23 protein-coding genes, 2 tRNA genes and 1 pseudogene are annotated in these 21,661 nt (G+C 72.8%); 12 read left to right on the forward strand and 14 right to left on the reverse strand.

Translation table 11 applies throughout. The features are described 5' to 3' along the window. Positions 1-57: 57 nt before the first annotated feature. Positions 58-1,986, forward strand: coding sequence for an acetoacetate--CoA ligase (locus AC1UE4_RS01520; protein WP_482915458.1), 1,929 nt, complete (start codon positions 58-60; stop codon positions 1,984-1,986). On the opposite strand, the gene AC1UE4_RS01525 is transcribed toward AC1UE4_RS01520, so the two are convergent. Genes AC1UE4_RS01525 through AC1UE4_RS01540 form a run of 4 tightly spaced genes read right to left on the reverse strand, consistent with a single transcriptional unit; the run spans position 1,973 to position 6,890 of the window. Continuing rightward, on the reverse strand, positions 1,973-2,653 hold the full coding sequence (locus tag AC1UE4_RS01525) for a cupredoxin domain-containing protein (RefSeq protein WP_482915459.1): 681 nt from the start codon (positions 2,651-2,653) through the stop codon (positions 1,973-1,975). The two genes, AC1UE4_RS01520 and AC1UE4_RS01525, sit on opposite strands and share 14 nt — an antisense overlap. Next, positions 2,650-4,020, reverse strand: a complete 1,371-nt coding sequence (locus AC1UE4_RS01530) for a DUF1501 domain-containing protein (protein WP_482915460.1) — start codon at positions 4,018-4,020, stop codon at positions 2,650-2,652. Before AC1UE4_RS01530 ends, AC1UE4_RS01525 begins: the two co-directional genes overlap by 4 nt. Beyond that, the gene (locus AC1UE4_RS01535) at positions 4,020-5,705 is read right to left on the reverse strand and encodes a DUF1800 domain-containing protein (protein ID WP_482915461.1); all 1,686 of its coding nucleotides are present in this window, start codon (positions 5,703-5,705) and stop codon (positions 4,020-4,022) included. Before AC1UE4_RS01535 ends, AC1UE4_RS01530 begins: the two co-directional genes overlap by 1 nt. 42 nt (positions 5,706-5,747) lie before the next feature. Then, positions 5,748-6,890: a hypothetical protein gene (locus AC1UE4_RS01540; protein WP_482915462.1), complete on the reverse strand. Its 1,143-nt coding sequence runs from the start codon at positions 6,888-6,890 to the stop codon at positions 5,748-5,750. A gap of 20 nt (positions 6,891-6,910) precedes the next feature. Here AC1UE4_RS01540 and AC1UE4_RS01545 point away from each other — a divergent pair, with 20 nt between their 5' ends. The 3 genes from AC1UE4_RS01545 (at position 6,911) to AC1UE4_RS01555 (ending at position 9,286) form a co-directional block, all read left to right on the forward strand. Then, the gene (locus AC1UE4_RS01545) at positions 6,911-8,290 is read left to right on the forward strand and encodes an amidase (protein WP_482915463.1); all 1,380 of its coding nucleotides are present in this window, start codon (positions 6,911-6,913) and stop codon (positions 8,288-8,290) included. Continuing rightward, a complete protein-coding gene (locus tag AC1UE4_RS01550; RefSeq protein WP_482915464.1) occupies positions 8,287-9,069 on the forward strand; it encodes an inositol monophosphatase family protein in 783 nt (260 codons plus the stop codon). Before AC1UE4_RS01545 ends, AC1UE4_RS01550 begins: the two co-directional genes overlap by 4 nt. A gap of 73 nt (positions 9,070-9,142) precedes the next feature. Next, the gene (locus AC1UE4_RS01555; RefSeq protein ID WP_482915465.1) at positions 9,143-9,286 is read left to right on the forward strand and encodes a hypothetical protein; all 144 of its coding nucleotides are present in this window, start codon (positions 9,143-9,145) and stop codon (positions 9,284-9,286) included. Between the two features lie 9 nt (positions 9,287-9,295). Here AC1UE4_RS01555 and AC1UE4_RS01560 read toward each other — a convergent pair whose 3' ends face one another. Then, a complete protein-coding gene (locus AC1UE4_RS01560) occupies positions 9,296-9,559 on the reverse strand; it encodes a DUF167 domain-containing protein (protein ID WP_482915466.1) in 264 nt (87 codons plus the stop codon). A gap of 22 nt (positions 9,560-9,581) precedes the next feature. Here AC1UE4_RS01560 and AC1UE4_RS01565 point away from each other — a divergent pair, with 22 nt between their 5' ends. Beyond that, positions 9,582-10,427, forward strand: a complete 846-nt coding sequence (locus AC1UE4_RS01565) for an SDR family oxidoreductase (protein WP_482915467.1) — start codon at positions 9,582-9,584, stop codon at positions 10,425-10,427. A gap of 3 nt (positions 10,428-10,430) precedes the next feature. Here AC1UE4_RS01565 and AC1UE4_RS01570 read toward each other — a convergent pair whose 3' ends face one another. The 4 genes from AC1UE4_RS01570 to AC1UE4_RS01585 form a co-directional block, all read right to left on the reverse strand. Next, positions 10,431-10,937 (reverse strand): nuclear transport factor 2 family protein, encoded by a 507-nt coding sequence (locus AC1UE4_RS01570; RefSeq protein WP_482915468.1) that lies wholly within the window; start codon positions 10,935-10,937, stop codon positions 10,431-10,433. After that, complete coding sequence (locus AC1UE4_RS01575) at positions 10,934-11,536, reverse strand: TetR/AcrR family transcriptional regulator (protein WP_482915469.1); 603 nt, start codon at positions 11,534-11,536, stop codon at positions 10,934-10,936. Before AC1UE4_RS01575 ends, AC1UE4_RS01570 begins: the two co-directional genes overlap by 4 nt. Before the next feature lie 57 nt (positions 11,537-11,593). Next, positions 11,594-11,677 (reverse strand) — tRNA-Leu (locus AC1UE4_RS01580). A 23-nt stretch (positions 11,678-11,700) separates the two neighbouring features. Next, the gene (locus tag AC1UE4_RS01585) at positions 11,701-12,228 is read right to left on the reverse strand and encodes a hypothetical protein (RefSeq protein WP_482915470.1); all 528 of its coding nucleotides are present in this window, start codon (positions 12,226-12,228) and stop codon (positions 11,701-11,703) included. 63 nt (positions 12,229-12,291) lie between these two features. Between AC1UE4_RS01585 and AC1UE4_RS01590 the strand changes: the two genes are divergently transcribed. The 5 genes and pseudogenes from AC1UE4_RS01590 to AC1UE4_RS01610 all read left to right on the forward strand — a co-directional run bounded on the left by AC1UE4_RS01590 (position 12,292) and on the right by AC1UE4_RS01610 (position 15,522). Next, positions 12,292-12,373 (forward strand) — tRNA-Leu (locus tag AC1UE4_RS01590). 134 nt (positions 12,374-12,507) lie between these two features. Further along, on the forward strand, positions 12,508-13,989 hold the full coding sequence (locus AC1UE4_RS01595) for a multicopper oxidase family protein (RefSeq protein ID WP_482915471.1): 1,482 nt from the start codon (positions 12,508-12,510) through the stop codon (positions 13,987-13,989). Beyond that, positions 13,986-14,066: pseudogene (locus AC1UE4_RS01600) on the forward strand (hypothetical protein); the annotation flags it as partial. The gene AC1UE4_RS01595 and the pseudogene AC1UE4_RS01600, both read left to right, overlap by 4 nt. 47 nt (positions 14,067-14,113) lie before the next feature. Beyond that, positions 14,114-14,947: an NAD(P)-binding domain-containing protein gene (locus AC1UE4_RS01605; RefSeq protein WP_482915472.1), complete on the forward strand. Its 834-nt coding sequence runs from the start codon at positions 14,114-14,116 to the stop codon at positions 14,945-14,947. Continuing rightward, entirely contained in the window at positions 14,944-15,522 is a 579-nt protein-coding gene (locus tag AC1UE4_RS01610) for an HD domain-containing protein (protein WP_482915473.1), read from the forward strand. The genes AC1UE4_RS01605 and AC1UE4_RS01610 overlap by 4 nt, the downstream gene beginning before the upstream one ends. Before the next feature lie 188 nt (positions 15,523-15,710). Here AC1UE4_RS01610 and AC1UE4_RS01615 read toward each other — a convergent pair whose 3' ends face one another. Beyond that, the gene (locus AC1UE4_RS01615) at positions 15,711-15,854 is read right to left on the reverse strand and encodes a hypothetical protein (RefSeq protein WP_482915474.1); all 144 of its coding nucleotides are present in this window, start codon (positions 15,852-15,854) and stop codon (positions 15,711-15,713) included. 101 nt (positions 15,855-15,955) lie between these two features. On the opposite strand from AC1UE4_RS01615, the gene AC1UE4_RS01620 reads away from it, so the two are divergent. Next, positions 15,956-16,168, forward strand: a complete 213-nt coding sequence (locus tag AC1UE4_RS01620) for a heavy-metal-associated domain-containing protein (RefSeq protein ID WP_482915475.1) — start codon at positions 15,956-15,958, stop codon at positions 16,166-16,168. A gap of 24 nt (positions 16,169-16,192) precedes the next feature. Further along, the gene (locus AC1UE4_RS01625) at positions 16,193-16,555 is read left to right on the forward strand and encodes a four-helix bundle copper-binding protein (protein ID WP_482915476.1); all 363 of its coding nucleotides are present in this window, start codon (positions 16,193-16,195) and stop codon (positions 16,553-16,555) included. A 192-nt stretch (positions 16,556-16,747) separates the two neighbouring features. Here AC1UE4_RS01625 and AC1UE4_RS01630 read toward each other — a convergent pair whose 3' ends face one another. From AC1UE4_RS01630 to AC1UE4_RS01645, 4 genes are all read right to left on the reverse strand, one after another. Continuing rightward, the gene (locus AC1UE4_RS01630; protein ID WP_482915477.1) at positions 16,748-18,172 is read right to left on the reverse strand and encodes an MFS transporter; all 1,425 of its coding nucleotides are present in this window, start codon (positions 18,170-18,172) and stop codon (positions 16,748-16,750) included. Between the two features lie 45 nt (positions 18,173-18,217). Then, positions 18,218-18,424, reverse strand: coding sequence for a heavy-metal-associated domain-containing protein (locus AC1UE4_RS01635; RefSeq protein ID WP_482915478.1), 207 nt, complete (start codon positions 18,422-18,424; stop codon positions 18,218-18,220). After that, positions 18,421-18,705 (reverse strand): hypothetical protein, encoded by a 285-nt coding sequence (locus AC1UE4_RS01640; RefSeq protein WP_482915479.1) that lies wholly within the window; start codon positions 18,703-18,705, stop codon positions 18,421-18,423. Before AC1UE4_RS01640 ends, AC1UE4_RS01635 begins: the two co-directional genes overlap by 4 nt. A 95-nt stretch (positions 18,706-18,800) precedes the next feature. After that, on the reverse strand, positions 18,801-21,605 hold the full coding sequence (locus AC1UE4_RS01645) for an ATP-binding protein (RefSeq protein ID WP_482915480.1): 2,805 nt from the start codon (positions 21,603-21,605) through the stop codon (positions 18,801-18,803). Positions 21,606-21,661: the final 56 nt, after the last annotated feature.

Consider the following 21,661-nt stretch of genomic DNA (forward strand, 5'->3'; position numbering starts at 1 on the left):
ACAACCGCTGACCGCCGCAGACGACGAGATCGCGGGCCGGTGTGGAAGGGTTCGGCCATGGCTCGAGGTGACCTCCTGTGGACCCCGTCCGACGCGCTGAAGGAGCGCGCGACGATCACGCGCTACATGCGCTCGCTCGACCGCGGGTTCACCGAGTACGACCAGCTCTGGCGCTGGTCGGTCGACGACCTCGAGGGGTTCTGGGCGTCGATCTGGGAGTTCTTCGACGTCGGCGCCGAGTACGACGCAGTGCTCGGCGACCGCTCGATGCCGGGGGCGGAGTGGTTCCCCGGCGCGCGGCTCAACTACGCCGAGAAGCTGCTGCGCGACCACCCCGGCGACCAGGTCGCGATCGTCCACCGCAGCGAGCTGCGCGAGACCGGCGAGATCACCTGGGATCACCTGCGCGACGGGGTTGCGCGGTGCGCGGCGGGGTTGCGGCGGCTCGGCGTCGAGCCGGGCGATCGCGTCGCGGCGTACCTGCCGAACATCCCCGAGACGATCGTCGCGTTCCTCGCGACGGCGTCGATCGGCGCGATCTGGTCGAGCGCCGCGCCGGAGTTCGGCGCGAAGAGCGTCATCGACCGTTTCGCGCAGATCGAGCCGAAGGCGCTGCTCACGATCGACGGCTACCGCTACGGAGGCAAGGACTTCGACCGCGCCGACACGGTCGCGGCGCTGCGCGACGCGATGCCAACGCTGCAGCACGTCGTGACCGTGCCGTACCTGGGTGATGGCGCGGGAGCGGAGATGACCTGGCGCGACCTGCTGAGCGAGCACGCGCCGCTCGAGTTCGAGCTCGTCCCGTTCGACCACCCGCTCTGGGTGCTCTACAGCTCGGGCACCACCGGCCTGCCGAAGGCGATCGTGCACTCGCAGGGCGGCATCCTGCTCGAGCACCTCAAGAAGATGCACCTCCACCTCGACGCGCAGGCCGGCGACCGCGTGTTCTGGTTCACGACGACCGGGTGGATGATGTGGAACTTCCTCGTCGGCGTGCTGCTCACCGACGCCGCGATCCTGCTCTTCGACGGCAACCCGGCCGGCGAGGTGCTGTGGGACTTCGCGAGCGAGACCGGCATGACGACGTTCGGCACGAGCGCCGCGTACATCGCCGCGTGCATGAAGCAGGGCATCGAACCGGCCGGCGGGGGTCGCGACCTGAGCCGGCTCACCCGTGTCGGGTCGACAGGCTCGCCGCTCGCGCCCGAGGGCTTCCGCTGGATCTACGACCACGTCGGCGAGGACACGTGGCTCTTCTCGACGAGCGGCGGCACCGACGTCTGCACAGCGTTCGTCGGCGGCGTGCCGCTGCTGCCCGTCCACGAGGGCGAGCTGCAGGCGCGCGCGCTCGGCGCCAAGGTCGAGGCGTGGGACGAGGAGGGCCGCCCGGTCACGGACGAGGTGGGGGAGCTCGTGATCACCGAGCCGATGCCCTCGATGCCCGTCTTCTTCTGGGGCGACCCGGACGGCGAGCGCTATCGCGAGTCGTACTTCGACATGTTCCCCGGCGTCTGGCGCCACGGCGACTGGATCGAGATCACGTCGCGCGGCACGTCGGTGATCTACGGCCGCAGCGACTCGACGATCAACCGCGGCGGCGTGCGGATGGGGACGAGCGAGATCTACTCCGCCGTGCTGTCGCTCGACGAGATCGTCGACGCGCTCGTCGTGGACCTCCCGCGCGAGGGAACGGACGGCTGGATGCCGCTGTTCGTCGTGCTCGCCGAGGGCGCGACGCTCGACGACGACCTCATCAAGAAGATCGCGAAGAAGGTGCGCGAGGACTGCTCGCCGCGGCACGTGCCCAACGAGGTCGTGCAGATCAGCGAGGTGCCGCGCACGCTGAGCGGCAAGGTGCTCGAGGTGCCGGTCAAGCGCATCCTCACCGGCACCGCGCCGGAGAAGGCCGCGAGCCGCGAGTCGCTCGCGAACCCCGCCGCGCTCCACTGGTTCGTCGAGTACGCGCGGACTACGGCGCCGTGACGGAGATCGTCTTCGTCATGGCCTCGTGCCCGAGGATCGAGCAGTAGACCCGCCAGGTCCCCGCCGTCATGTCGGCGGCGCCCGTCGCGCCGCCGTCGGTGTCGTCGATGACGCGCGTCGCCGGGACGGCCGGCGAGACGCCCGCGATCCAGAGGTTGTGCGGCTGCGCGTCGGTGTTGAGGAAGCTGAAGAGCACGCGGCCGGCGGGAAGGCAGTCGCGGCTGAGCCGCAGCCGGAACGCCCCGCCCGCGTCCTCCGCCGTCGCCTTGATCCACGGCGACGGGTCGCACGCGGGGGCGGCCGGCGCGGTGACGGTCGGCGCGGTGGTGACGGGCGCCGTCTCGACCGGGACGTCCGGAGTCGGCGCGGGCGTGGGGACCACTGGCGCAGGCGTCGTCGCGACGACGGGCGCGGCGACGCCGGGCTTCTTGACGACCTGCTTCTTCTTCGCCGGCGCGACGCAGCGGCGGCGCGCGGCTTTCGTCTTCGCGCGCTTGAGGCACCGCCGCTTGGCGAGAACGCGCCTCTTCGCCGCGGCGAGCTTCGCGGGGGAGAGGGCCGCGGCGGAAGACGCGGCGAGGGCGGCGGGAGAGGTCGCGGAGAGGGCCGGCTGCGCGGGCGCGGCGACGGCGAAGACGATCAGGATCGCGAGGGCCAGCGCTCTCACTTGACGACCGTGTACTTCGTGATCGACGCCGCGTTCGGGAGGACGTCCGCGGACGACGCGCCGCCGAGCCAGTCGTCGATGAGGCCCTTGTAGAGCCCGCGGAAGTCCGAGGTGGCGCGGAGGTTCCCGTCGCCGTCGAGCGTTCCGAGGCCGGGGAACTCGCCGATGAGACCGCCCGACGCCTTCGTCCCGATGAGGAACCCGACACCGGCGGCGCCGTGGTCGGTGCCCTGCGAGCCGTTCTCCTGCGGGCGGCGGCCGAACTCGCTCCAGAGGTGCACGAGCACCCGGTCGGCAAGCCCGCGGGCCTCGAGGTCGGCCTGGAAGGCGGCGATCGCCTTCGCGGTCCCGTCGAGGTTGCGGTCGAACGAGCCGGCCTGGCCGGAGTGGGTGTCGTAGCCGCCGACGGCGTTCAGCGTGGCGACGCGGATCGGCAGCCCGGCCGACAGCATGTTCGCGAGGTTCTTCAGCCGCGACGCGACGCTGTTGTTCGGGTACGGGACCGTCGTCGAGCCGGCGGGCAGCGTCGCGAGCTGGCCGCGCAGGATCGCCGCGTTGGCCTGCGCCTGGCGCGCCTGGCCCATGATCGGATCGGTCGAGGGAACACCGCCGAGCCGGCCGAAGCTCTCGAGCATCGCGGCCTTCGCCGGCGTGTCCCAGACGCCGGGCGAGTCGAAGGTGTAGCTCGTGGGCGACGACGTCGCCGCGACGGCGACGCGGGTCGTCGCCAACGCGGGGGAGAGGTCCGACTCGAGGCTGAGCCCCTGGATCGCGTTGTTCGGATCGCCGACGACGTCGAGCCAGCGGCCGAGCCAGCCGGTCCGCGCGTTCACGTCGAGCGTGCCCGTCTCGTAGAAGTGCCGCGACGTGAAGTGCGACTGGTTCGGGTGGTCGTACGCCATCGCCGGCGCGACGGTCACCTTGCCCGCGGCGTGCAGGTCGGCGAGCGGCTGCGCGGACGGATGCCACACGAGCCGGGGGTCGGCGCTGAACGTCGTTCCCCCGTTCAGCGCCAGCGTCGGGCGCCACGCGCGGTAGTTCGCGTCCTGCCATGGCGCCAGCACGTTCAGCGAGTCGATGCCGCCCGACATGAAGATCGACACGAGCACCGGCTCCGGCGTCCCGCCGGCCGCCATCGCGATGCCCTCCTCGAGCGCCTCGGGCGCCAGCTTGCCCGCGCCGTAGACCGACAGCGCGACGCCGGCCGAACGCAGGAGGAACCCGCGGCGGCTCATGCCGGTGCCCGCCGGGACGGGCATCCCGGTCTCGATCGCGGGCAGGCCGCGCCCGGGGACGGCGGAGGCGGCGCCGCTGCGCAGCAGCTGCGAGCGCGTGTAGTCGGCGCAGGAACGGTGGGTGTCGTGCATCAGGAGGTCTGGAAGTCGGGGGACGTGGCGATGAGGTGCCGCAGGGCGTTCTGGCGCTGGGCCCGGAGGTAGCCCTGCTGCCACTGCTGGATGCCGGAGGGGATCGCCGCGGCGGCGTAGCGCAGCAGCTCGGCGCGCGTCTCCGTGCTCAGCGCCGGGCGGCCCCAGAAGGCGAGCGCGCGATCGAGCGCCGTCTCGGGGGTCTCGGTGGGGTCGTAAGTGGAGCTCGGCTGCACGTACTCGTCGCGCAGCACCTGGTAGGCGACCTCCCAGCGGCCCTTGATGGTCGACGTGTCGAGCCAGGCCTGGTCGTTCCAGCCCGACACGTTCGGCGGGTAGAAGAGCTGCTGGCCGGCGTTGGCGCCGAGCCACGACCACCACGACGTGGTGATCGTCCGGCCGCGTGAGCGCAGCAGGCCGGCCTGGTAGACGGCCGGCGGCTTGACGAGCGGCGGCCCGGTGTAGAGGTCGGGGTGCAGCAGGATCGCCTCGACGACGGGGCGGATCGCGTAGCCGCGGCTGACGTAGAGCTCCTCGAGCGCGGCCTGCGTCGACGCGTCCGGCGGGGTCGGGATGAAGTACGACCACAGCTTGCGGACGAAGAACGACGGGTGGAACGGGTTCGCCAGGCACAGCAGGACGGCGTCCTGCCAGCCGAAGTCGCCGGACTTCTCGTACGCCGTCCCCGCCCACAGGCGTTTGATGCCGGTGTCGCGGCGGTTGGGATCGAAGCGGAAGTTGCCCCAGCCGTCGTTCCAGTCCGCGCGCCAGCCGGTCAGCGCGCGGGCGAGCTCGCGCACGTCGGTCTCGGTGTACGCCCCGCGGTCGGCGCCGAGCGTGAAGAGCTCCATCAGCTCGCGCCCGTAGTTCTCGTTCGGCCTGCCCTTGCGGTTGTCGATGCCGTTGAGGAACAGCAGCATCGCCGGGTTCGTCGTGACGTCCGAGGCGAGCTGCGCGAACGAGCCGAGCGCGTTCGCCCGGAACACCTCGTTCTGCTGCAGCATCAGGCCCTGGTCGCCGATGTCGGCGTTCGTCGTCGCCCACCAGTCGTGCCAGATGAGCGTCATGCGCTCGACGAGGCTCTGGCGGCTGCGGACCATGCGATCGAGCCACCACACGTGGTCGTGGCCCCAGGCGTTGCGCGGGTCGATCGGGTTGCCGTTCTCGTCGCGCGGCGCCGGGCCGTCCAGCGTCGCCGTCCCGCTGACGCGGGTCAGCGAGGCGACCGCGTCGCGGATGGAGAGCTGGGCGAACGACGCGACCTGGCCCGGCGTGGGTCCGAAGCCGGCGCGCCACAGCAGCCGCTCGGCCTCGCGGGGGCCGAACGTCGCCTGGACGGGCGTGGGCGGCTCGAGCGGCCCGCTTGCGTCGTACGGCGGGACGACGGGCGGAACCGGAACCGGCGCGGGCGTGGCGGGCGGAGGCGGCACGACCGGCGGAGCGGCGGCGGTCGGGACCGGCAGGTTCGGGAGCGGGGCCGGGATCGGCGCGGGCTTCGGCGCCGGCACCTTGACCACGGGCTTCTTGGCGGCCCGCTTCTTCCTGGCGACGGGCTTGCAGACCTTGCGCTTCTTGCCGGTCTTCTTGTCCCGCACGACCTTGCAGGTCAGCTTGGGCTTCTTCTTCTTCTTCTTCTTGGCCGCGGCCTTGGACTTCTTGAGCACCGTCACGAGCACCCGCGTCATCGGCGCGCCCCCGGGGCCGGTTGAGCGGACGGGGTGGCGCGCCTAGGACGAGCGTCCAGCCAGGTCGCGGTCGAGCGCGCGCGCCAGCGAGAGGCCCAGTTGCAACGCGCCACCGAGCGCCGCGGGGTCGACCGCCTCGGGGTCCGGCGCCGAGCCGTCGCGGGCGCCGATCGCCACGGCCGGCCAGCGCGCCCGCCGCGCCTCGAGCGCCGCGCTCGTCGACCGGGTCCGCACGCGCGCCCCGCCCGCGTCGGCGGCGAGCGCGACGAGGCGCGGGTGCATCCGCCACTCGAGCAGCGGGCCGGCATGGGTCCAGACGACCGCCTTGCCGTCGCCGGGCGCCTCGACGTGGAGCACGGCCACCTCCTCGGCGCGCGTCGCGCGCCGGTGGGCGCGCACGTGCGCGCGGAAGCCGAGGGCGGGGCCGTCCGAGGCGCCCGCGAGCACGAGGTCGACGGCGAGGCGGTGCGGCGCGCGCCGCTCCAGCGCCTCGACCAGCGCGAGGGCGATCGCCGCGGCGCCCGCGTTGGCGTTGCGGCCCGTCGCCGTCCTCGCCACCGACAGGTCGGCGAGCACCGCCACCGCGACGATGCACACCGCGGTGGGGACGAGCTGCACCGCGCCGATCGCGGTTCCCTCCGCGCCGCCGAGCCGGACGCCCGCGCAGGCGGCGATCCCGATCAGGGCGAGCGCCAGCAGCGCCAGCGGGTGCGGCCAGTGCCCGCCGAGCGCCGTGCGGATCGCGCCGTCGGCGCGCCCGAGGCCGCGGACCAGCGCGGTCCGCTCCCGCGGCGCGTCGTACGCGGCGGTGACGAGCAGCCGGACCGGCGCGTCGCCGACGCCGGCCGAGACGACGTCCTGCGTCGCGCGGCGCGGCCACAGCAGCGACAGCAGCGCGATGCGGCCGTTCAGCTCGGCCAGCGCGCTGACCGCGGCGACCGCCGCGATGCCCAGCCCGACCGCGGCCGAGCCGGTGCTCACCACGCTCGCGGCGATGCCGAGCACGGCATGCAGCAGCCAGATCTGCGGCCACTGCGGGCGCACCCAGTGCGTCTCGATCCGCGCGCGGCGGCCGAGCGCCTTCACGTGCCGGGCGAGCGCCCGGGCGGCGCGCCGCTCGGCGTCCGTGCAGCCGCGCCGGCCCTCGATGGCGGCGAGCTCGTCGGTGATCCTCGTCGGGTCCACGTCCCATAGCCTGTCGGTTCGTGGCCTCAGACACGTCCGATCTCGCCTTCGCGGGTGCCGTCCGGCTCCGCGAGCTGCTCCGCGCCGGCGAGGTGTCGCCGCGCGAGCTCGTCGAGCTCTTCCTCGCCCGGATCGAGCGCTACGACCCCGAGCTGAACGCGTTCCGCAAGGTCCTCGCCGAGCGCGCGCTGATCGAGGCCGACCAGGCCGCGGGGCGCCTGAAGGCGGGCGACGAGCGGCCGTTGCTGGGCCTCCCGGTGGCGATCAAGGACGAGATGGGCGTGCGCGGCGAGGTGCTCGCCTTCGGCTCGAACGCCCACGGCGGGCCGGAGGAGGAGGACTGGGAGATCGTCCGCCGCCTGCGTGCCGCGGGGGCCATCGTCATCGGCCTGACGAACGTGCCGGAGCTGACGATCTGGCCGTTCACCGAGACCGCGACGTTCGGCTTCACGCGCAACCCGTGGGACCTGCAGCGCACGCCGGGCGGCTCGAGCGGCGGGTCGGCCGCGGCGGTGGCCGCGGGGCTCGTGCCGCTCGCCACCGCGTCCGACGGAGGCGGGTCGATCCGCATCCCCGCGGCGTGCTGCGGGCTCGTCGGGCTCAAGCCGCAGCGCGGGCGCATCCCGTACACGCCGCTGGCGGAGCACTGGCACGGCCTGTCGGTGCTCGGGTTCGAGGCGCGGACGGTCGCCGACGCGGCGCTCGCCTACCAGGCCGTCACCGACGAGCCGTACGTCGAGGCGGCCGCCGCCGATCCCAAGCCGCTGCGGATCGCGCTGTCGGCGGGGTTCCCGCCCGGCACGCTCGGCAAGGTCGATCCGCAGGTCGCCCGCTCGTTGGCCGAGACGGGCGATGCGCTGCGGGCGCTCGGCCACACGGTCATCGAGCGCGACCCGGACTACGGGACGGCCGCGTTCGGCTTCATGGCGCGGTACCTGCGCGGCATCTACGACGACGCGAAGGCGATGGCGCATCCGTCGCGGCTCGAGCCGCGGACGAAGGGGATGGCGCGCCTCGGCGCGATCGTCGGCTCCCGCGGGCTCGCGCGGGCGCGGGCGCAGGAGGCCGCCGACGCCAAGCGCGTGCTCGCGATCTTCGACGACGTCGACGTCGTGGTCCATCCCGGGCTCGCGTCGCTGCCCGCCCCGGTCGGCAAGTGGACCGGCGCCGGCGCGCTGCGGACGTTCAACGGCGTGGCGTCGTGGGTGCCGTACACCGCGACGTGGAACCACCTCGGCAACCCCGGCATGGTCGTCCCGGTCGGGATGAGCGCCGAGGGCCTGCCGCTCACCGTCCAGCTCGTCGGGCCGCCGGACAGCGAGCCGCTGCTGCTGTCGCTCGGCGGTCAGCTCGAGCGCGCGCACCCCTGGGCCGACCGCCGTCCCGCGTTCGCCGCGTGAGCGCTCCCTCCGAGCTGCTGCCGGTCGCCGAGGAGGCGGCCCGGCTCGCGGGCGGCCTGCTGCGGGAGCGCTTCGAGGCCGGCCACGAGCGGGCGATCCACAGCAAGTCGACGCCGACCGACCTGGCGTCGGAGGCCGACCTCGCGGCCGAGGCGGCGATCCGCGACCTGCTCGCCCGGCGCCGCCCCGACGACGCGCTGCTGGCCGAGGAGGGGGGAGGCGCCCGCGAGGTCGAGCCGGGCCGCGTGCGCTGGGTGGTCGACCCGCTCGACGGGACGATCAACTTCCTGTTCCGCATCCCGCAGTGGTGCGTCAGCGTGGCGTGCGAGGACGAGCGGGGGACGCTCGCCGGGGTCGTGTTCGATCCGCTGCGCGACGAGCTGTTCGCGGCGACGCTCGATGGGCCGGCGACCTTGAACGGCTCCGTCGTCGCTCCTCGCGAGGAGGCGCCGCTGGACCGCGCGCTCGTCGTCACCGGGTTCGCCTACGACGCCGCGGTGCGGGCGCGCCAGGCCGAGGTGATCGCCCGGCTGCTCCCGCGCGTGCGCGACATCCGGCGGGCCGGATCGGCCGCGCTGGACCTCGCGTGGCTGGCCGCGGGACGTTACGACGCGTACTTCGAGCGCACGGTCCAGCCGTGGGACATCGCGGCGGGTACCCTGCTTTGCCGTCGATCCGGCCTGGAAGTCAGAGATCTGGTGGAACGGGACGGCATGCCCTACGGTGTCCTCGCGGGCCACCCCGCGCTCCTCGACCAGATCACCGCCCTCGCGCCCTAGCGCGCAACAAGCCTGGACGTTGGTCGGGGAGACGCTCAAGGCCCCTGAGCCGAAGCCGACCACGAAGCAAGACATGGAGCCCAAGGCCACCCCAGACACGAAGACCGCCAAGGGCGCGGTCGAGGAGGTCCGCACCTCGTCGCCGGATGAGCGCGACGAGCTGCTCACCGACCTCCTCTGCCACGTCTACGGCACGCTCGCCGCGCAGAACGGCTGAGCCCGTCGCTCACGCGGTGAGCGATCGGCGCAGCGTCTGCTCGTCGACGCCCTCGACGCGTACGAGCTTGTCGCGGCTCTGGTGGCCGCGCACGAGGCTGACCGACCCCTTCGGGACGCCCGCCCGCTTGGCGATGAAGGCGACGAGCGCGTCGTTCGCCCGGCCGTCCACGGGCGGTGCCTTGACCCGGATCACGTAGGCCCCGTCGCGCTCTCCGACCACTTGGTCGTTGCGTGCGCGGGGCTGCAGGCGAACGTTCAGGTGAGCGGCCATTCCGTGGGTAGTGTCGCGCGCCATGGAGCGCCGGACCGTGCTCATCACCGGGACGTCGAGCGGCATCGGCCGCGCGACTGCGGTGCACCTCTCCGCGAAGGGCTTCCGCGTGCTCGCGGGCGTGCGGCGGCTGGAGGACGGCGAGGCGGTCCAGGCGATGTCCCCGGCGCGGATCGTGCCGGTGCGGCTCGACGTCAGCTCGCCCGACGTCGCCGATGTCGCCCGGTCGATCGTGGCCGAGCACGGGCCGCTGTTTGGGCTCGTCAACAACGCGGGCGTGACGGTCCAGGGGCCGATCGAGTACCTCGACGCCGACGAGATCCGGCGGCAGTTCGAGGTCAACGTCGTCGGGCCGATGGTGCTGACGGGCGCGCTGCTGCCGGCGCTGCGGGCTTCCCGCGGGCGGGTCGTCCTGCTCGGCTCGATCGGCGGGCGGATGGCGCTGCCGTTCGTCTCGCCGTACCACGCGTCGAAGTTCGCGCTGGAGGGCGTCGCGGACGCGCTGCGGATGGAGGTCAAGCCGTTCGGGATGTGCGTCTCGCTGATCGAGCCCGGCAGCGTGCGGACGGAGATCTGGCGCAAGGGGGAGGAGGAGGGCCGCCGCCTGATCGACGCGCTCCCTCCCGAGGGCCATGCGCTGTACGGGTCTCGGCTCGAGGGGCTGCTGAAGGCGGCGCGCAAGACGGCCGAGCGCGGCATCGAGCCGGTCGACGTCGCCGACGCGATCCTCCACGCCCTGACGGCTCGACGGCCACGGACGCGCTATCTGGTCGGGCCCGACGCGCGCATCCAGGCGATGCTCGCGAGCACGCTGCCGGACCGCGTGATGGACGCGGTCACGGCGCGGCTGACGAAGACGCGGCGGTAGTCGTCAGGCGGCGACGGGCGCGACGTCGCGTTGCATCAGCGCGCGGTCGAGCTGCGCGATCCGCTCGGTGTCCTCGTAGAAGTCCTCGTGCAGGATGATCTTGCCGTTGCGCGTCCGGATCGTCAGCACCGTGCGGTTGCGGTAGAGCTGCTCGCCCTCCGGCGTCGTGACGCCATCGTCGAAGCGCACGTGCATCCGCATCGCCCACGGCGGTCCGGCGATCAGCACGTCCTTGATCTCGCCCTTCACACCGGCGTTGACGAAGTCCTTGAAGAACCGCTCGATCGCGGCCTTCCCCTCGTGGCGGCCGGCCCAGCGGTGGTCGCCGTCGGCGAAGACGAGCGTCGCGTCGTCCGCGTAGCCGCTGAGCAGCGGGCCGTAGTCGCCCTCGTTGATCCGGGCGAGGTCGCGCTCGAGCTTGAACCGGATCGCCTTCACGAACAGGCTGCGCGTCGCGACGGCCGCGGCGGCCCCGGCGCTTGCGGCGAGGACGGTGCTCTTGCTGCTCATGGTGCCTCCAGTGTCCGGTTGACGAGGTCGACCGCGGCGCGGCCGGCGGCCTGCATGGGTTCGATGCTGCGGAGGGAGCGGGAGAGGAGGAACGCGCCCTCGAGCGCGGCGAGCACCCCGAGCGCGGCCTCCCGCGCCTCCGTTGGCGTGGCGCCGGCTTCCTCGAGGTCGCTCTGCAGCGCCGCGAGCCAGAGCTCGAAGACGTCCTGCGTCGCCTGCCGCAGCACGTCGTCCGTGCTCGCGATCTCCCCGGCGACGGTCGCGATGGGGCAGGCGTCCTGGTAGTCGGTCGCGACGAGCGTCTGCCCCGCGCCCTCGAAGAACGCGCCGATGCCCGAGACGAAATCGGGCGCCTCGCCCATGATCTGGCGGTACAGGGCCAGGAAGAACCGTCCCCCGGTCCGCAGCACCTCGTCGGCGAGCTGCTGCTTCCCACCCGGCCAGAAGTGGTACAGCGACCCGAACGGCGCCTCCGCCTCCGCGGTCACCTGCTTCAACCCGGTCCCGGCGTACCCCTGCCTGCGGAACAGCTCCGCACTCGCGTACAGGATCCGCTCGCGAGTGCCGACCTTCTCCCGCGCCGTCGCCATGGCGGGCATCGTCGCATCAGTAGAGCGATCTATCAAGTACGCGATCCGGACACGGACAGCGGCGAGTACCCGGGGCGGGATTCGAACCCGCACGCCCACGAGGGGCAGAGGCTTTTGAGGCCTCCGTGTCTACCGTTCCACCACCCGGGCGGGCGGTGAGGATCGTAGACGCGTCAGGCGGGAGCGGCGACTGCTCCGCCGGGCGACGGGCGGTCGCGACGGTCGTCGGCGTCGTCGCGGCGGCGCTCGACCTCGACCTGCCAGTTCTGGCGGAAGCCGGACATCGCGAACGCGATGAGGAGGATCTGGACCGGGACGATGATCACGGTGATCATCCCGAGGATCTCGCTGGCGATCGCGGGATCCGTGAAGCCGTCCTTGTCGCGCGCGAACCACTCGGGCGCCGAGACGGCGGCGAAGATGAGCAGGATCGTCCCGAGCGCGGCCGCGACGGGCAGCATGCCGCTGCGCCACCGCGCGATGAAGAACGCGAGGATGAGGTAGACGAGGATGAAGGCGATGCTGAGGACCTTCACGCCCTGCAGCGCGTCCCAGCCGCCGAAGGTCACGATCGCCATCAGCGCGGCGGAGACGATCAGCAGCAGCACGACGATCGCCTTGACCGTCTTCGACGAAGCCTTCTCGCGGTTCGGGTACTCGACGATGAAGTCGTCGCGCCGGCGATTGCCCACAGCGGCCATAGCGCGGCGGACCATACAATCCCGCGCCGCGGAGCGCGACGGTTCCCCACCGCCGCGCGATCTGCGGGCGTGGTGGAACTGGTAGACACGCCGGCTTTAGGTGCCGGTGGCGCAAGCCGTGGGGGTTCGAGTCCCTCCGCCCGCATCAGCGGAAGTGACCGGCTCGGGCGCAGGCCGGTGGAGGCGACGCGGAGTCAGTTGGCGTGCATCGCATCATCCGCCGAGCGTAGGGTCGCTCGGCAGGGATCGCGGCTTGAACCCAGCTCCCGAGGAGGCCGGATGTCGACACCGACTCAGAAGTTCTCGCGCGAGACGGCCGGCCTGCCCGCCGCGGTCGCGACCCCGGTGGTCGAGCTCGCCGACGGCGACCGGTACACGCTGCGCATCGCCCCGGTGACGAAGCGCATCGGCGACGCGACGGTCCGCATGCTCGCCTACAACGGATCCATCCCGGGCCCGACGCTGCGCGTGCCCGAAGGCGCGGAGGTCCTCTTCGACATCGTGAACGAGGGCGACCTCGAGGCGACGGTCCACTGGCACGGGCTGCGGCTGGAGAACCAGTACGACGGCACGCACGAGACGCAGGAGCTCATCCCGGTCGGCGGCCGCTACACCGCGCGCGTCGCGTTCCCCGACCCGGGCGTCTACTGGTACCACCCGCACGTCCGCGAGGACTACGGCCAGGAGCTGGGCCTGTACGGCAACTTCATCGTCGTCCCCGCCGATCGCGACTACTGGCCGCCCGCGCATCGCGAGCTCGCGCTGACGCTCGATGACGTGCTCATCGAGGACGGGCAGATCGCCGCCTTCAGCCCCGACGAGACGACCTACGCGGCGATGGGGCGCTTCGGCAACGTGCTGCTCACCGCCGGCGAGCCGGAGCTCGAGCTGACCGCGCGGGCGGGCGAGGTCGTGCGCCTGCACCTGACGAACACGGCCAACACCCGCGTGTTCAGGGTCGCGCTGCCCGGCGCGCGCATGAAGCTCGTCGGCGGGGACAGCGGCCGCGTCGAACATGAGCACCCCGTCGAGGACGTCGTCGTCGCGCCGTCGGAGCGGATCACCGTCGACGTGCTGTTCGACACGCCGGGCGACCTGGCGCTGGAGCACCGAACGCCCGGCCGGACGTACAGGCTCGCGGGCATCACGGTTGGCGAGGAGCCGGCGACGCCGTCGCTGGCCGATGCGTTCTCGGAGTTGCGCACTGCGCCGGAGCTGGCGGTGGAGCGCGAGCGGCTCACGCCCCTGCTCGACGGGCCGCCGGACAAGACCCTCGCGTTCCAGGCGGAGATGGACATGGGCGAGCCCGACGCCGAGCAGCACGAGCACGCGCACGGCCACGACCACGCGACCGCCGATGGCATCGAGTGGGAAGACGACATGGTCGACGTCAACAAGCTCACCACTCCGGCGAACATGCGCTGGAAGCTCGTCGACCGCTCGAACGACGCTGAGAACCAGGACATCCGGTGGCAGTTCCGCGTCGGCGACCGCGTGAAGATCCGGCTGGTGAACGAGACGGACTCCGATCATCCGATGCACCACCCGTTCCACATCCACGGGGCGGGCCGGTTCCTCATCCTGGCTCGCGACGGCGTCATGGAGCCGAACCTGGTGTGGAAGGACACCGTGCTGGTGCGCACGGGCGAGACCGTCGACATCGTGCTCGACGTCACCAACGTGGGGCGGTGGATGGCCCACTGCCACATCGCCGAGCACCACGAGAGCGGGATGATGTTCTCGTTCGACGTGACCGCATGAGCGCCGCGCACTACGAGGTGGCGGTCGTCGGCGGCGGGCAGGCCGGCCTGGCCGTCGGCCACTTTCTCGATCGGCAGGGCCGGCGGTTCGTCATCCTGGAGGCGGCCGGGGAGCCGGCGGCCGCATGGCGCCAGCGCTGGGACTCGCTGAGGCTCTTCACCCCCGCGGCATCCGCGGGCGTGACGGCGGCGGGTTCGCCATCGAGCTCGCGGACCGCACGTACGAGGCCGACCAGGTCGTCGTCGCCACGGGCCCGTTCCAAGTGCCGTTCACGCCACCGATGGCTGCCGATCTGAGCCCCGACGTCGTGCAGCTGCACAGCAGCCGGTATCGATCCCCGGAGGACCTGCCGGCGGGCAGGGTCGTGGCGGTGGGCGGCGGCAACACCGGCTACCAGATCGCCGAGGAGCTCGTGCGCTCACGCGAGGTGCATCTCGCCATCGGCGCTCGCCAGACGCCGTTGCCGCAGCGCATCCTCGGGCGGGACCTGTTCCGCTATCTGGAGGCCACCGGCGTCATGCGCAGGAACGTCAACTCGCGCCTCGGGCAACGGCTCAAGGACCGCGAGACGCTCATCGGCTCCAACCCGCGCGGCGCGCGCAAGCAGGGCATCCGGCTGCGGCCGCGCGCCACGGCGGCCGAGGGCCGCCGCGTGACGTTCGCCGACGGCTCGCAGCTCGAGGTCGACGGCGTGGTGTTGGCGACCGGTTACCGGCTCGACCACTCCTTCGTGCAGCTGCCCGTCTTCGACGAGGCGGGGCGCGTCCGCCACGAGCGAGGCGTCACCGAGGTGCCCGGGCTGTTCTTCCTCGGCCTGCCGTGGCAGCACACGCGAGGCTCGGCGCTCCTCGGATGGGTCAAGGACGACGCGCAGCACATCGCGGAGCGGATCGCCGAGAACGTTCCGGGGAGCCGCTCGGAGGCGGCTCGGGCGTCTGCGAGCTCCGCCGCAGCGTGATCGCCCACTCCACCGATCCCGTCGGCTCGATCGGATGGACCGAGCGCACCGGCGGGGTCCTCACCCTGCGCGAAGGCCTGTCGCTCGCCCCGGCGTTGCTGCGCGACGAGTTCCGGATCACCGCGGGTTTCCTCGCGATGGTGCTGCGCCGGCACTCGGGGCGGCGGAGCTTCGTCGATCCGGCCCGACTCGTGCCTCCCGACTCGTCGATCGCACGAGACGCCGTTGCGGCGGCCACGGACCGTCTGACGCCTGCCGTGCTGAACCACTCGCACCGCGCGTACGCGTGGGGAGCGGCCATCGCCGCGCTGCAGCGGATCGAGTTCGATCGCGAGCTGCTGTACGTCGCGGCGATGCTCCACGACACCGGGCTGCCGACCCCGGTCCCGCACGTCGACTTCACCGTCCGCAGCGCGCAGATCGCACGCGAGTTCGCCACCGGCCATGGCGTGCCGCCGGATCGCCGGGAGCTCATCGCCAACGCGATCGCGATGCATCACACGCCCGGTGTGGATCCCGACCGCGGCGCCGAGGCCTTCCTGCTCTCCGCCGGCGCCGGGGTCGACCCGCAGTGACCAGCTGCCCGACGAGCTACGCAGGAACGTCGTCCGCGAGTTCCCGCGGCTCGGCTTCAAGGGCGAGTTCGCCGGCCTGTGGCGAACCGAGGCCAAGCGGGTTCCGCGCGGTCGGGCGTGGTACCTGCACCGCTTCGCCCTGACCGACCTGACGATCCGGCTCGCGCCGTTCCGCGGCTGAGCTCTCGCTAGAGGTCACGACCCGTGAGGTCGTCCGGCGGCCACGTGTGCCGCGAGCAGCATGTGCTCGGGCCGCGCCCCGTACGCGATGACCACCGCGCGAACAGCACGACCAGGCCGACGAAGACGGCGAGCACGAGGACGGGAAGCACGGAACGAAGCGTAGTCGCGCGGATCCGCTTCGGTGAACCGCCGAGTACCGATACGGAGGCGGGGTATCTTGGGAAGCGCCCGAGGCAAGAGGACGACGACCATGAGCGAGACCGCCGACAAGCTGACGTACTCCGTGCCGGGCATGAGCTGCGCGCACTGCCGCAGCGCGATCACCTCCGAGGTCGAGAGCGTTGCCGGTGTCGAGACGGTCGACGTCGATCTCGACCTGAAGCGAGTGACCGTCATCGGCGACCAGCTCCACGACGCGACGGTTCGAGCGGCGATCGACGAAGCCGGATACGACGTCGCGTAGACGCAGCGCGGGTAGGGGTGGAGCATGAGCCATCACCTCTCTGCGGTCGAGCACATCGACGAGGCGATGCACGACTGCATCACGAACTGCAGCGAGTGCCACGACACCTGCCTGGCGACGGTGCAGCACTGCCTCGTGAGGGGAGGAGAGCACGCCTCCCCCGCGCACATACGCGTGATGCTCGACTGCGCGGAGGCGTGTGACGCGAGCCGGGACTTCATGCTGCGCGGCTCGGATCTCCACCGTGCCTACTGCGGCCTCTGCGCCGACGCCTGCGAGCGCTGCGCGGAGTCCTGCGAGCGCATCGGCCCCGACGACGACGCGATGCGCGAGTGCGCCGCGGCGTGCCGGCGATGTGCGGAGTCGTGCCGCGCGATGGCCGCCTGAGAGCTTCCGAATCGGCGGGCCGGGCGGGCCGGCGAGCGGGTGGCGCTCCGCGGGCGTAGCCTCCGCCCCTGGTCACCTCGGCGCTGCCGTCGTCGATGACATGAGAGGCCGCGCACACTCGAGGCGCCCGGCAGAACGACGCGCGCGACGCCGGGGCGTCGCGCGCGAGGTTCAAGCGGATGTCGGGAGGGACTACGCCGGCGCGAGCTCGGTCGAACTCGCCTCCTGCGTCGGCTTCGACGTCCGCAGGAGCGCGGCGGCCAGGATCCCGCCGACGGCCGCGACGGCGGCCGCGCCGAGGAACGCCGCGGAGTAGCCGTCGGTCAGGGCGGCGACGTCGCCGAGCTGATCCGCTCCCTCCGAGGTGGCCACGGCGGTCATCACCGCCAGGCCGAGCGCCGAGCCCACCTGGTAGCTCGTGTTGACGATGCCCGAGGCCAGGCCGCCCTCCTCGGGCTTGGCCGACTGGATCGCCGTGCCGAGCGACGGGATGAACGCGAGCGCCATGCCGGTGGCGGCGATCAGCGACGCGGGCAGGACGTCGACGAGGAACGAGCCGTCGGGCCGCACCAGCGACATCACCACCATGCCGGCCGACAGCGTCAGCAGGCCGGCAACGGTCGGCACCTTCGGGCCGAACCGCGCGATGACGCGCGGCGCGACGACGACCATGAGGAACATGATCGCGCCGGTCATCGGCAGCAGCGCGGCGCCGCCCTCGAACGCGCCGTAGCCGAGCACCTGCTGCAGGTAGAGGTTCAGGAAGAACCACATCGGGATCCACGCGGCGCCGAGCAGCAGCTGCGCGATGTTCGCCGCCGCCAGGTTCGGGGTCCGCAGGATCGACAGGCGCATCAGCGGCTCGCGCTTGCCGGCCTGGATGGCGACGAACGCGGCGAGCAGCGCGAGGCCGCCGCCGATGGCGAGCAGGGTGGCGCTCGAGCTCCAGCCCTCCTCGGGCGCGCGGACGATGCCGAACACCGTCAGCGCGAGGCCGGCGGTGGCGGTGATCGCGCCGGTGACGTCGATCGAGCCGCGGCGCGCGGGCGCGTCGGGCATGAGCGACGGGATGAGCGCGAGCACGAGCAGCGCGATCGGGACGTTGATGTAGAAGACCCACGGCCACGAGATCCACTCGGTGATGACGCCGCCGAGGAACACGCCCGCGGTGCCGCCGGCCGGGGCCGCGGCGCCGTAGATGGCGAACGCCTTCATGAGCTCCTTGGGGTTGCTCCCGAAGAGCATCATCAAGAGCGTCAGCGCGCTGGGTGCGATGAGCGCTGCACCGGCGCCCTGAACGGCACGCGAGGCGATCTCGATCGTCGTCGAGTCGGCGAGGCCGGCTCCGATCGAGCCGCCGAGGAGCACCGCCCAGCCGGCGGCGAAGACGCGCTTGGCGCCGAGAAGATCCGACAGCCGGCCGCCGAGCAGCAGCAGCCCGCCGAAGGCGATGACGTAGGCGTTGAAGACCCACGAGAGGTCCTCGGGGCTGAAGCCGAGGTCCGTCCGGATCTCGGGGAGGGCGACGCCGATGATCGACGTGTCCATGATGACCATGAACTGCGCGAGCGCGATGACGGCGAGCGCCACCCAGCGCCGCGGATGCGCGGCTTGCATGACAGGGGTCCTTCCTCTTGGACGTGGAGCGGGTCCGGCGCGCGTCTACGCGACGCGGTAGCCGGCTTCCTCGACGGCGGCCGCGATGGCGGCGTCGTCGACAACAGGGCCGGTGACGGTCAGGCGGCCGGACGCGAGGTCGACGTCGACCTCGGTCACGCCGGCGACGGCGGCCACCTCTTCGTTGACGGACATGACGCAGTGGCCGCAGGTCATGCCGGTGACCGTGTACGTGCGCTGGTGCTTGATCATGCCGTGACAGTACACATACCCCTAGGGGGTATTGAGGGAGCTACGTCACAGACCGGTGGAGCCGTCAGCTCGAGCGTGAGCGCAACGCGGTCGATCCGATCCTCCGACCAACCGCCGCGCTCCATCACGTCCGTGAGCAGGGCGCTCATGTCGGCGAAGGCCTCGAGGACCGCCGGGGCGTGGCGGTCGTTCGCGAAGAGGAGATCGTCGGCGGCGGTCCTGATCCGCGCGACCTCGCGGTCGTGCAGCACGCCGGCGGCGCGCTGACGCAGCGTCTGCATGAGGGCCGTGTAGGCCTCGGCTCGGGTGGCGTTCATGGCGCAACGGTCTCGCCCGCCCGAGCGCGGCGCATCGATGCGGAACCCGAAGCCTTGCCCTACGGGTTCGGTGCGGCCGCCTCGTTCGCGAGCGCATCAGCCAGTTGCGAGCGGCCCTGGATGCCGAGCTTGTCGTAGCTGTGACGCAGGTGCACCTCGACGGTCTTGAGCGTGACGAAGAGCCGTTCGGCGATCTCGCGGTTGCGCAGCCCTTCCGCCGCCAGGCCGGCGACACGCCGTTCCGCGGCGGTCAGCGACGCGAGGCCGGAGAGGGCGACGCGCTGCGGGCGGCCGCCGGCGATCACGAGCTCCTCGTGAACACGTGCCTCGAGTCCGTCCGCGCCGCACTTGTACGCGAGCTCGCGTGCCTCGCGCAGGCGTTCCCGCGCTTCCGCCCGCCGTCCCGCGCGACGCAAGCTCATCCCGAGCTCGGCGAGCGCCTCGGCGCGGATCTTCGCCGACGGCGAGCGCTCGGCAGCTTCGACGGCTGCATGGATCTCGTCGCGCGCCGCGTCGGGCGAGACGACCAGCGCCCGCGCCAGGCGAGCGCGCGCGATCGCGCCGTGGACGCCGCGCGCCTCGTTGATCCGGACCTGCTCGTCGGCGGCCTCGCGAGCCTCGTCCGCCCGCCCGGCTGCGACCAGCGCCCTGACCAGCGTCTGGCGGCTGGGCTCGCGGTTCGAGGTCACCCACCCGCGCCGTTGCTCGTGGGCGAGCTCCGTCTCGAGCTCCTCCAGCGCCTCCGGCACGCGGCCTTGCTCGAGCCGCAGACGGGCACGCATGCCGTGCGCCTCCCGGATGGCCCCGGGACGTTCCTTCGGGAGGCCTGAGAGGAGCGCGTCGGCCTCCTCGATCCGCCCGCGGTCGAGCAGCACCGCTCCGAGCGTCGAGCCGAGACCGACGGCGGCGCTCTCGGCGCCGACGGCGTCGACGAGGTCGAGGTTCCGGCGAGCCTCGTCCTCCGCCGCGCGCAGGTCGCCGAACGCGCGCTCCCACGCCGACCACGCGCTCGTCATGTACGTCAGCGGGCCCGGCGCCAGACGCGATCCGTGCCGGTGAGCAAGGACCTGGGCCGCGCGAAGGGCATCGGCTGCCTCGGCGGCCGCCTCGACGGCCATGAGCGACTCGATGGCGTACCAGTGGACGAACGCGCCGCGCTCCGAGCCGCCGGCGCGCAGGGCGCGCAGCGCGAGGGCCACGACGTCCCCTGCCGGCGCGCCGCCGACGGCGTTCGCGAACGCCAGGTGCGCGAGGGCCGTCGGGCGGTCCGCTTCGGCGGCATCCTCGAGCAGCCGCATGTACTCGTCGCGCATGGCGGGGTGGTGCGCGAGGACGTCGATGAGGTCGTCCTGCAACTCCGCGATGGCGTGTGAGCCGGCGGCGGTCGCGGCGTCGAGCGCCCGCCGCAAGGCGTCGAACCCCTCCGCGGGACGGTCGTGGAAGACGAGCAGGCGCGCGCGGGCCTGATCGGCGCGGAGTGCGACCTCGCCCTCGCTGGCCTCCGCTGCTCGTTCGAGGTCCTCCAGCGCACCCGACTCGCCGGTGCGGGCTCGCGCCTGACCGAGCCCGAGCAGGACCTCCGCACGGTCGGCGTCGTCCGGCGGTTCGGCCAATGCCCGTCGCAGCAGACGGAGAGCGACGTCGGGGGCGCCGTCGGTGAGCGCGCGCCAGCCGGCCGCCTGCAGCGCCCGGGCCGCCCGGCCGTCGCCGCTCGCCTCGGTGAGGAGCAGGTGCGCCGCCACCTCGCCGGCGTCCGCGCCGTCCTCCGCCAGGAGCGTCGCGGCGCGTCGGTGCCAGCGCGACCGCTCGCCGCCGATCAGGTCGGCATGCACGGCCGCACGGACCATGGGGTGCCGGAACCGCATCGCGTCCGCATCGATCAGATCGGCGCGGACGAGCGTCGCGTGCGCCGCGACCGCATCGTTCTCGGGCACCTCGGCGAGGCTGACCACGCGGGCGAGCGTCGCGCGCTCGCCGAGCACGGCAAGGCTCCGAGCCACTGCCAGGGCGTCCGGGGACAAGCGGCGCAGACGCCCGACGACCGAGCGCGCGATCGTGCTCGGCACCGCCCGCCGGACCGCGTCCGGATCTTCGACCGCGAGGCTTCCCGATTCGGCGAGCGAGCGGACGAGCTCACGGACGAACAACGGGTTCCCCGCGGTCGTCTCGACGGCGGCCGCGACGACGGCGTCATCGACGTCGGCGCCGAGAGCATCGCTCAAGATCGCGCCGACCGAAGCGTCGCTGAGCGACTCGGGCCGGATGATCCGCGCGGTGGGGGACGCGGCGAGCTGATCGAGCGCATCCGGATCGGTGGCCTGCTCGCCGCTGCGCACCGCCATCGCGAGCACCACGGGAAGATCCTCGATGCGGCGGGCCAAGACGTCGGCGAAGCGCAGGCTCGGCGCGTCGGCCCAGTGGGCGTCGTCGATGACGACGAGCAGCGGAGCTCTCGCGGCGAGGTTGGCGGTGAACCAGTACAAGCCGTGGAGGCGTGCGAAGGACAGATCGGTGCCCGGCGTCGGGTCCGCCGACGGAGAGAACACGCCCCGCGCGCCCTCGGCCGCCCCGGCGAACAGCGCGTTCCGGTCGGGGCCGTGCGCAGCGGTCTCGAACAGCTGGCGAGCGATGCCGAACGAGAAGTCGCGCTCGAACTCCGATCCGACGGCCATGACACCGTGGAAGCCCCGCTCGTCGGCCAGCGTTCGCAGCGCACGCAGCAGGGCGGTCTTGCCCTGGCCGGCCGGCGCCTCGAGCACCACGACGCCGCCCTGCCCCTCCGACGCCGCCCCGAGGGCCGCGTCGAGCTCGGCCAGCTCGCGCTCGCGCTCGACGAGCACCGGGCGAGAGGAGAAGACGGACACCGGCAGACCGTAATGACTCCGAGTCGCCTGGTGAAGATCAGGGTGCGTCTTGGGGT

The sequence above is a fragment of the Parviterribacter kavangonensis genome (assembly GCF_056863335.1).

Excerpts from the sequence above, each read along its gene's own strand:
- AC1UE4_RS01520 (WP_482915458.1), top strand. The coding sequence starts at position 58 with ATGGCTCGAGGTGACCTCCTGTGGACCCCGTCCGACGCGCTGAAGGAG.
- AC1UE4_RS01530 (WP_482915460.1), bottom strand. The coding sequence starts at position 4,020 with ATGCACGACACCCACCGTTCCTGCGCCGACTACACGCGCTCGCAGCTG.
- AC1UE4_RS01535 (WP_482915461.1), bottom strand. The coding sequence starts at position 5,705 with ATGACGCGGGTGCTCGTGACGGTGCTCAAGAAGTCCAAGGCCGCGGCC.
- AC1UE4_RS01555 (WP_482915465.1), top strand. The coding sequence starts at position 9,143 with ATGGAGCCCAAGGCCACCCCAGACACGAAGACCGCCAAGGGCGCGGTC.
- AC1UE4_RS01560 (WP_482915466.1), bottom strand. The coding sequence starts at position 9,559 with ATGGCCGCTCACCTGAACGTTCGCCTGCAGCCCCGCGCACGCAACGAC.
- AC1UE4_RS01565 (WP_482915467.1), top strand. The coding sequence starts at position 9,582 with ATGGAGCGCCGGACCGTGCTCATCACCGGGACGTCGAGCGGCATCGGC.
- AC1UE4_RS01570 (WP_482915468.1), bottom strand. The coding sequence starts at position 10,937 with ATGAGCAGCAAGAGCACCGTCCTCGCCGCAAGCGCCGGGGCCGCCGCG.
- AC1UE4_RS01575 (WP_482915469.1), bottom strand. The coding sequence starts at position 11,536 with ATGCCCGCCATGGCGACGGCGCGGGAGAAGGTCGGCACTCGCGAGCGG.
- AC1UE4_RS01585 (WP_482915470.1), bottom strand. The coding sequence starts at position 12,228 with ATGGCCGCTGTGGGCAATCGCCGGCGCGACGACTTCATCGTCGAGTAC.
- AC1UE4_RS01595 (WP_482915471.1), top strand. The coding sequence starts at position 12,508 with ATGTCGACACCGACTCAGAAGTTCTCGCGCGAGACGGCCGGCCTGCCC.
- AC1UE4_RS01605 (WP_482915472.1), top strand. The coding sequence starts at position 14,114 with ATGGCGCCAGCGCTGGGACTCGCTGAGGCTCTTCACCCCCGCGGCATC.
- AC1UE4_RS01620 (WP_482915475.1), top strand. The coding sequence starts at position 15,956 with ATGAGCGAGACCGCCGACAAGCTGACGTACTCCGTGCCGGGCATGAGC.
- AC1UE4_RS01625 (WP_482915476.1), top strand. The coding sequence starts at position 16,193 with ATGAGCCATCACCTCTCTGCGGTCGAGCACATCGACGAGGCGATGCAC.
- AC1UE4_RS01630 (WP_482915477.1), bottom strand. The coding sequence starts at position 18,172 with ATGCAAGCCGCGCATCCGCGGCGCTGGGTGGCGCTCGCCGTCATCGCG.
- AC1UE4_RS01635 (WP_482915478.1), bottom strand. The coding sequence starts at position 18,424 with ATGATCAAGCACCAGCGCACGTACACGGTCACCGGCATGACCTGCGGC.
- AC1UE4_RS01640 (WP_482915479.1), bottom strand. The coding sequence starts at position 18,705 with ATGCAGACGCTGCGTCAGCGCGCCGCCGGCGTGCTGCACGACCGCGAG.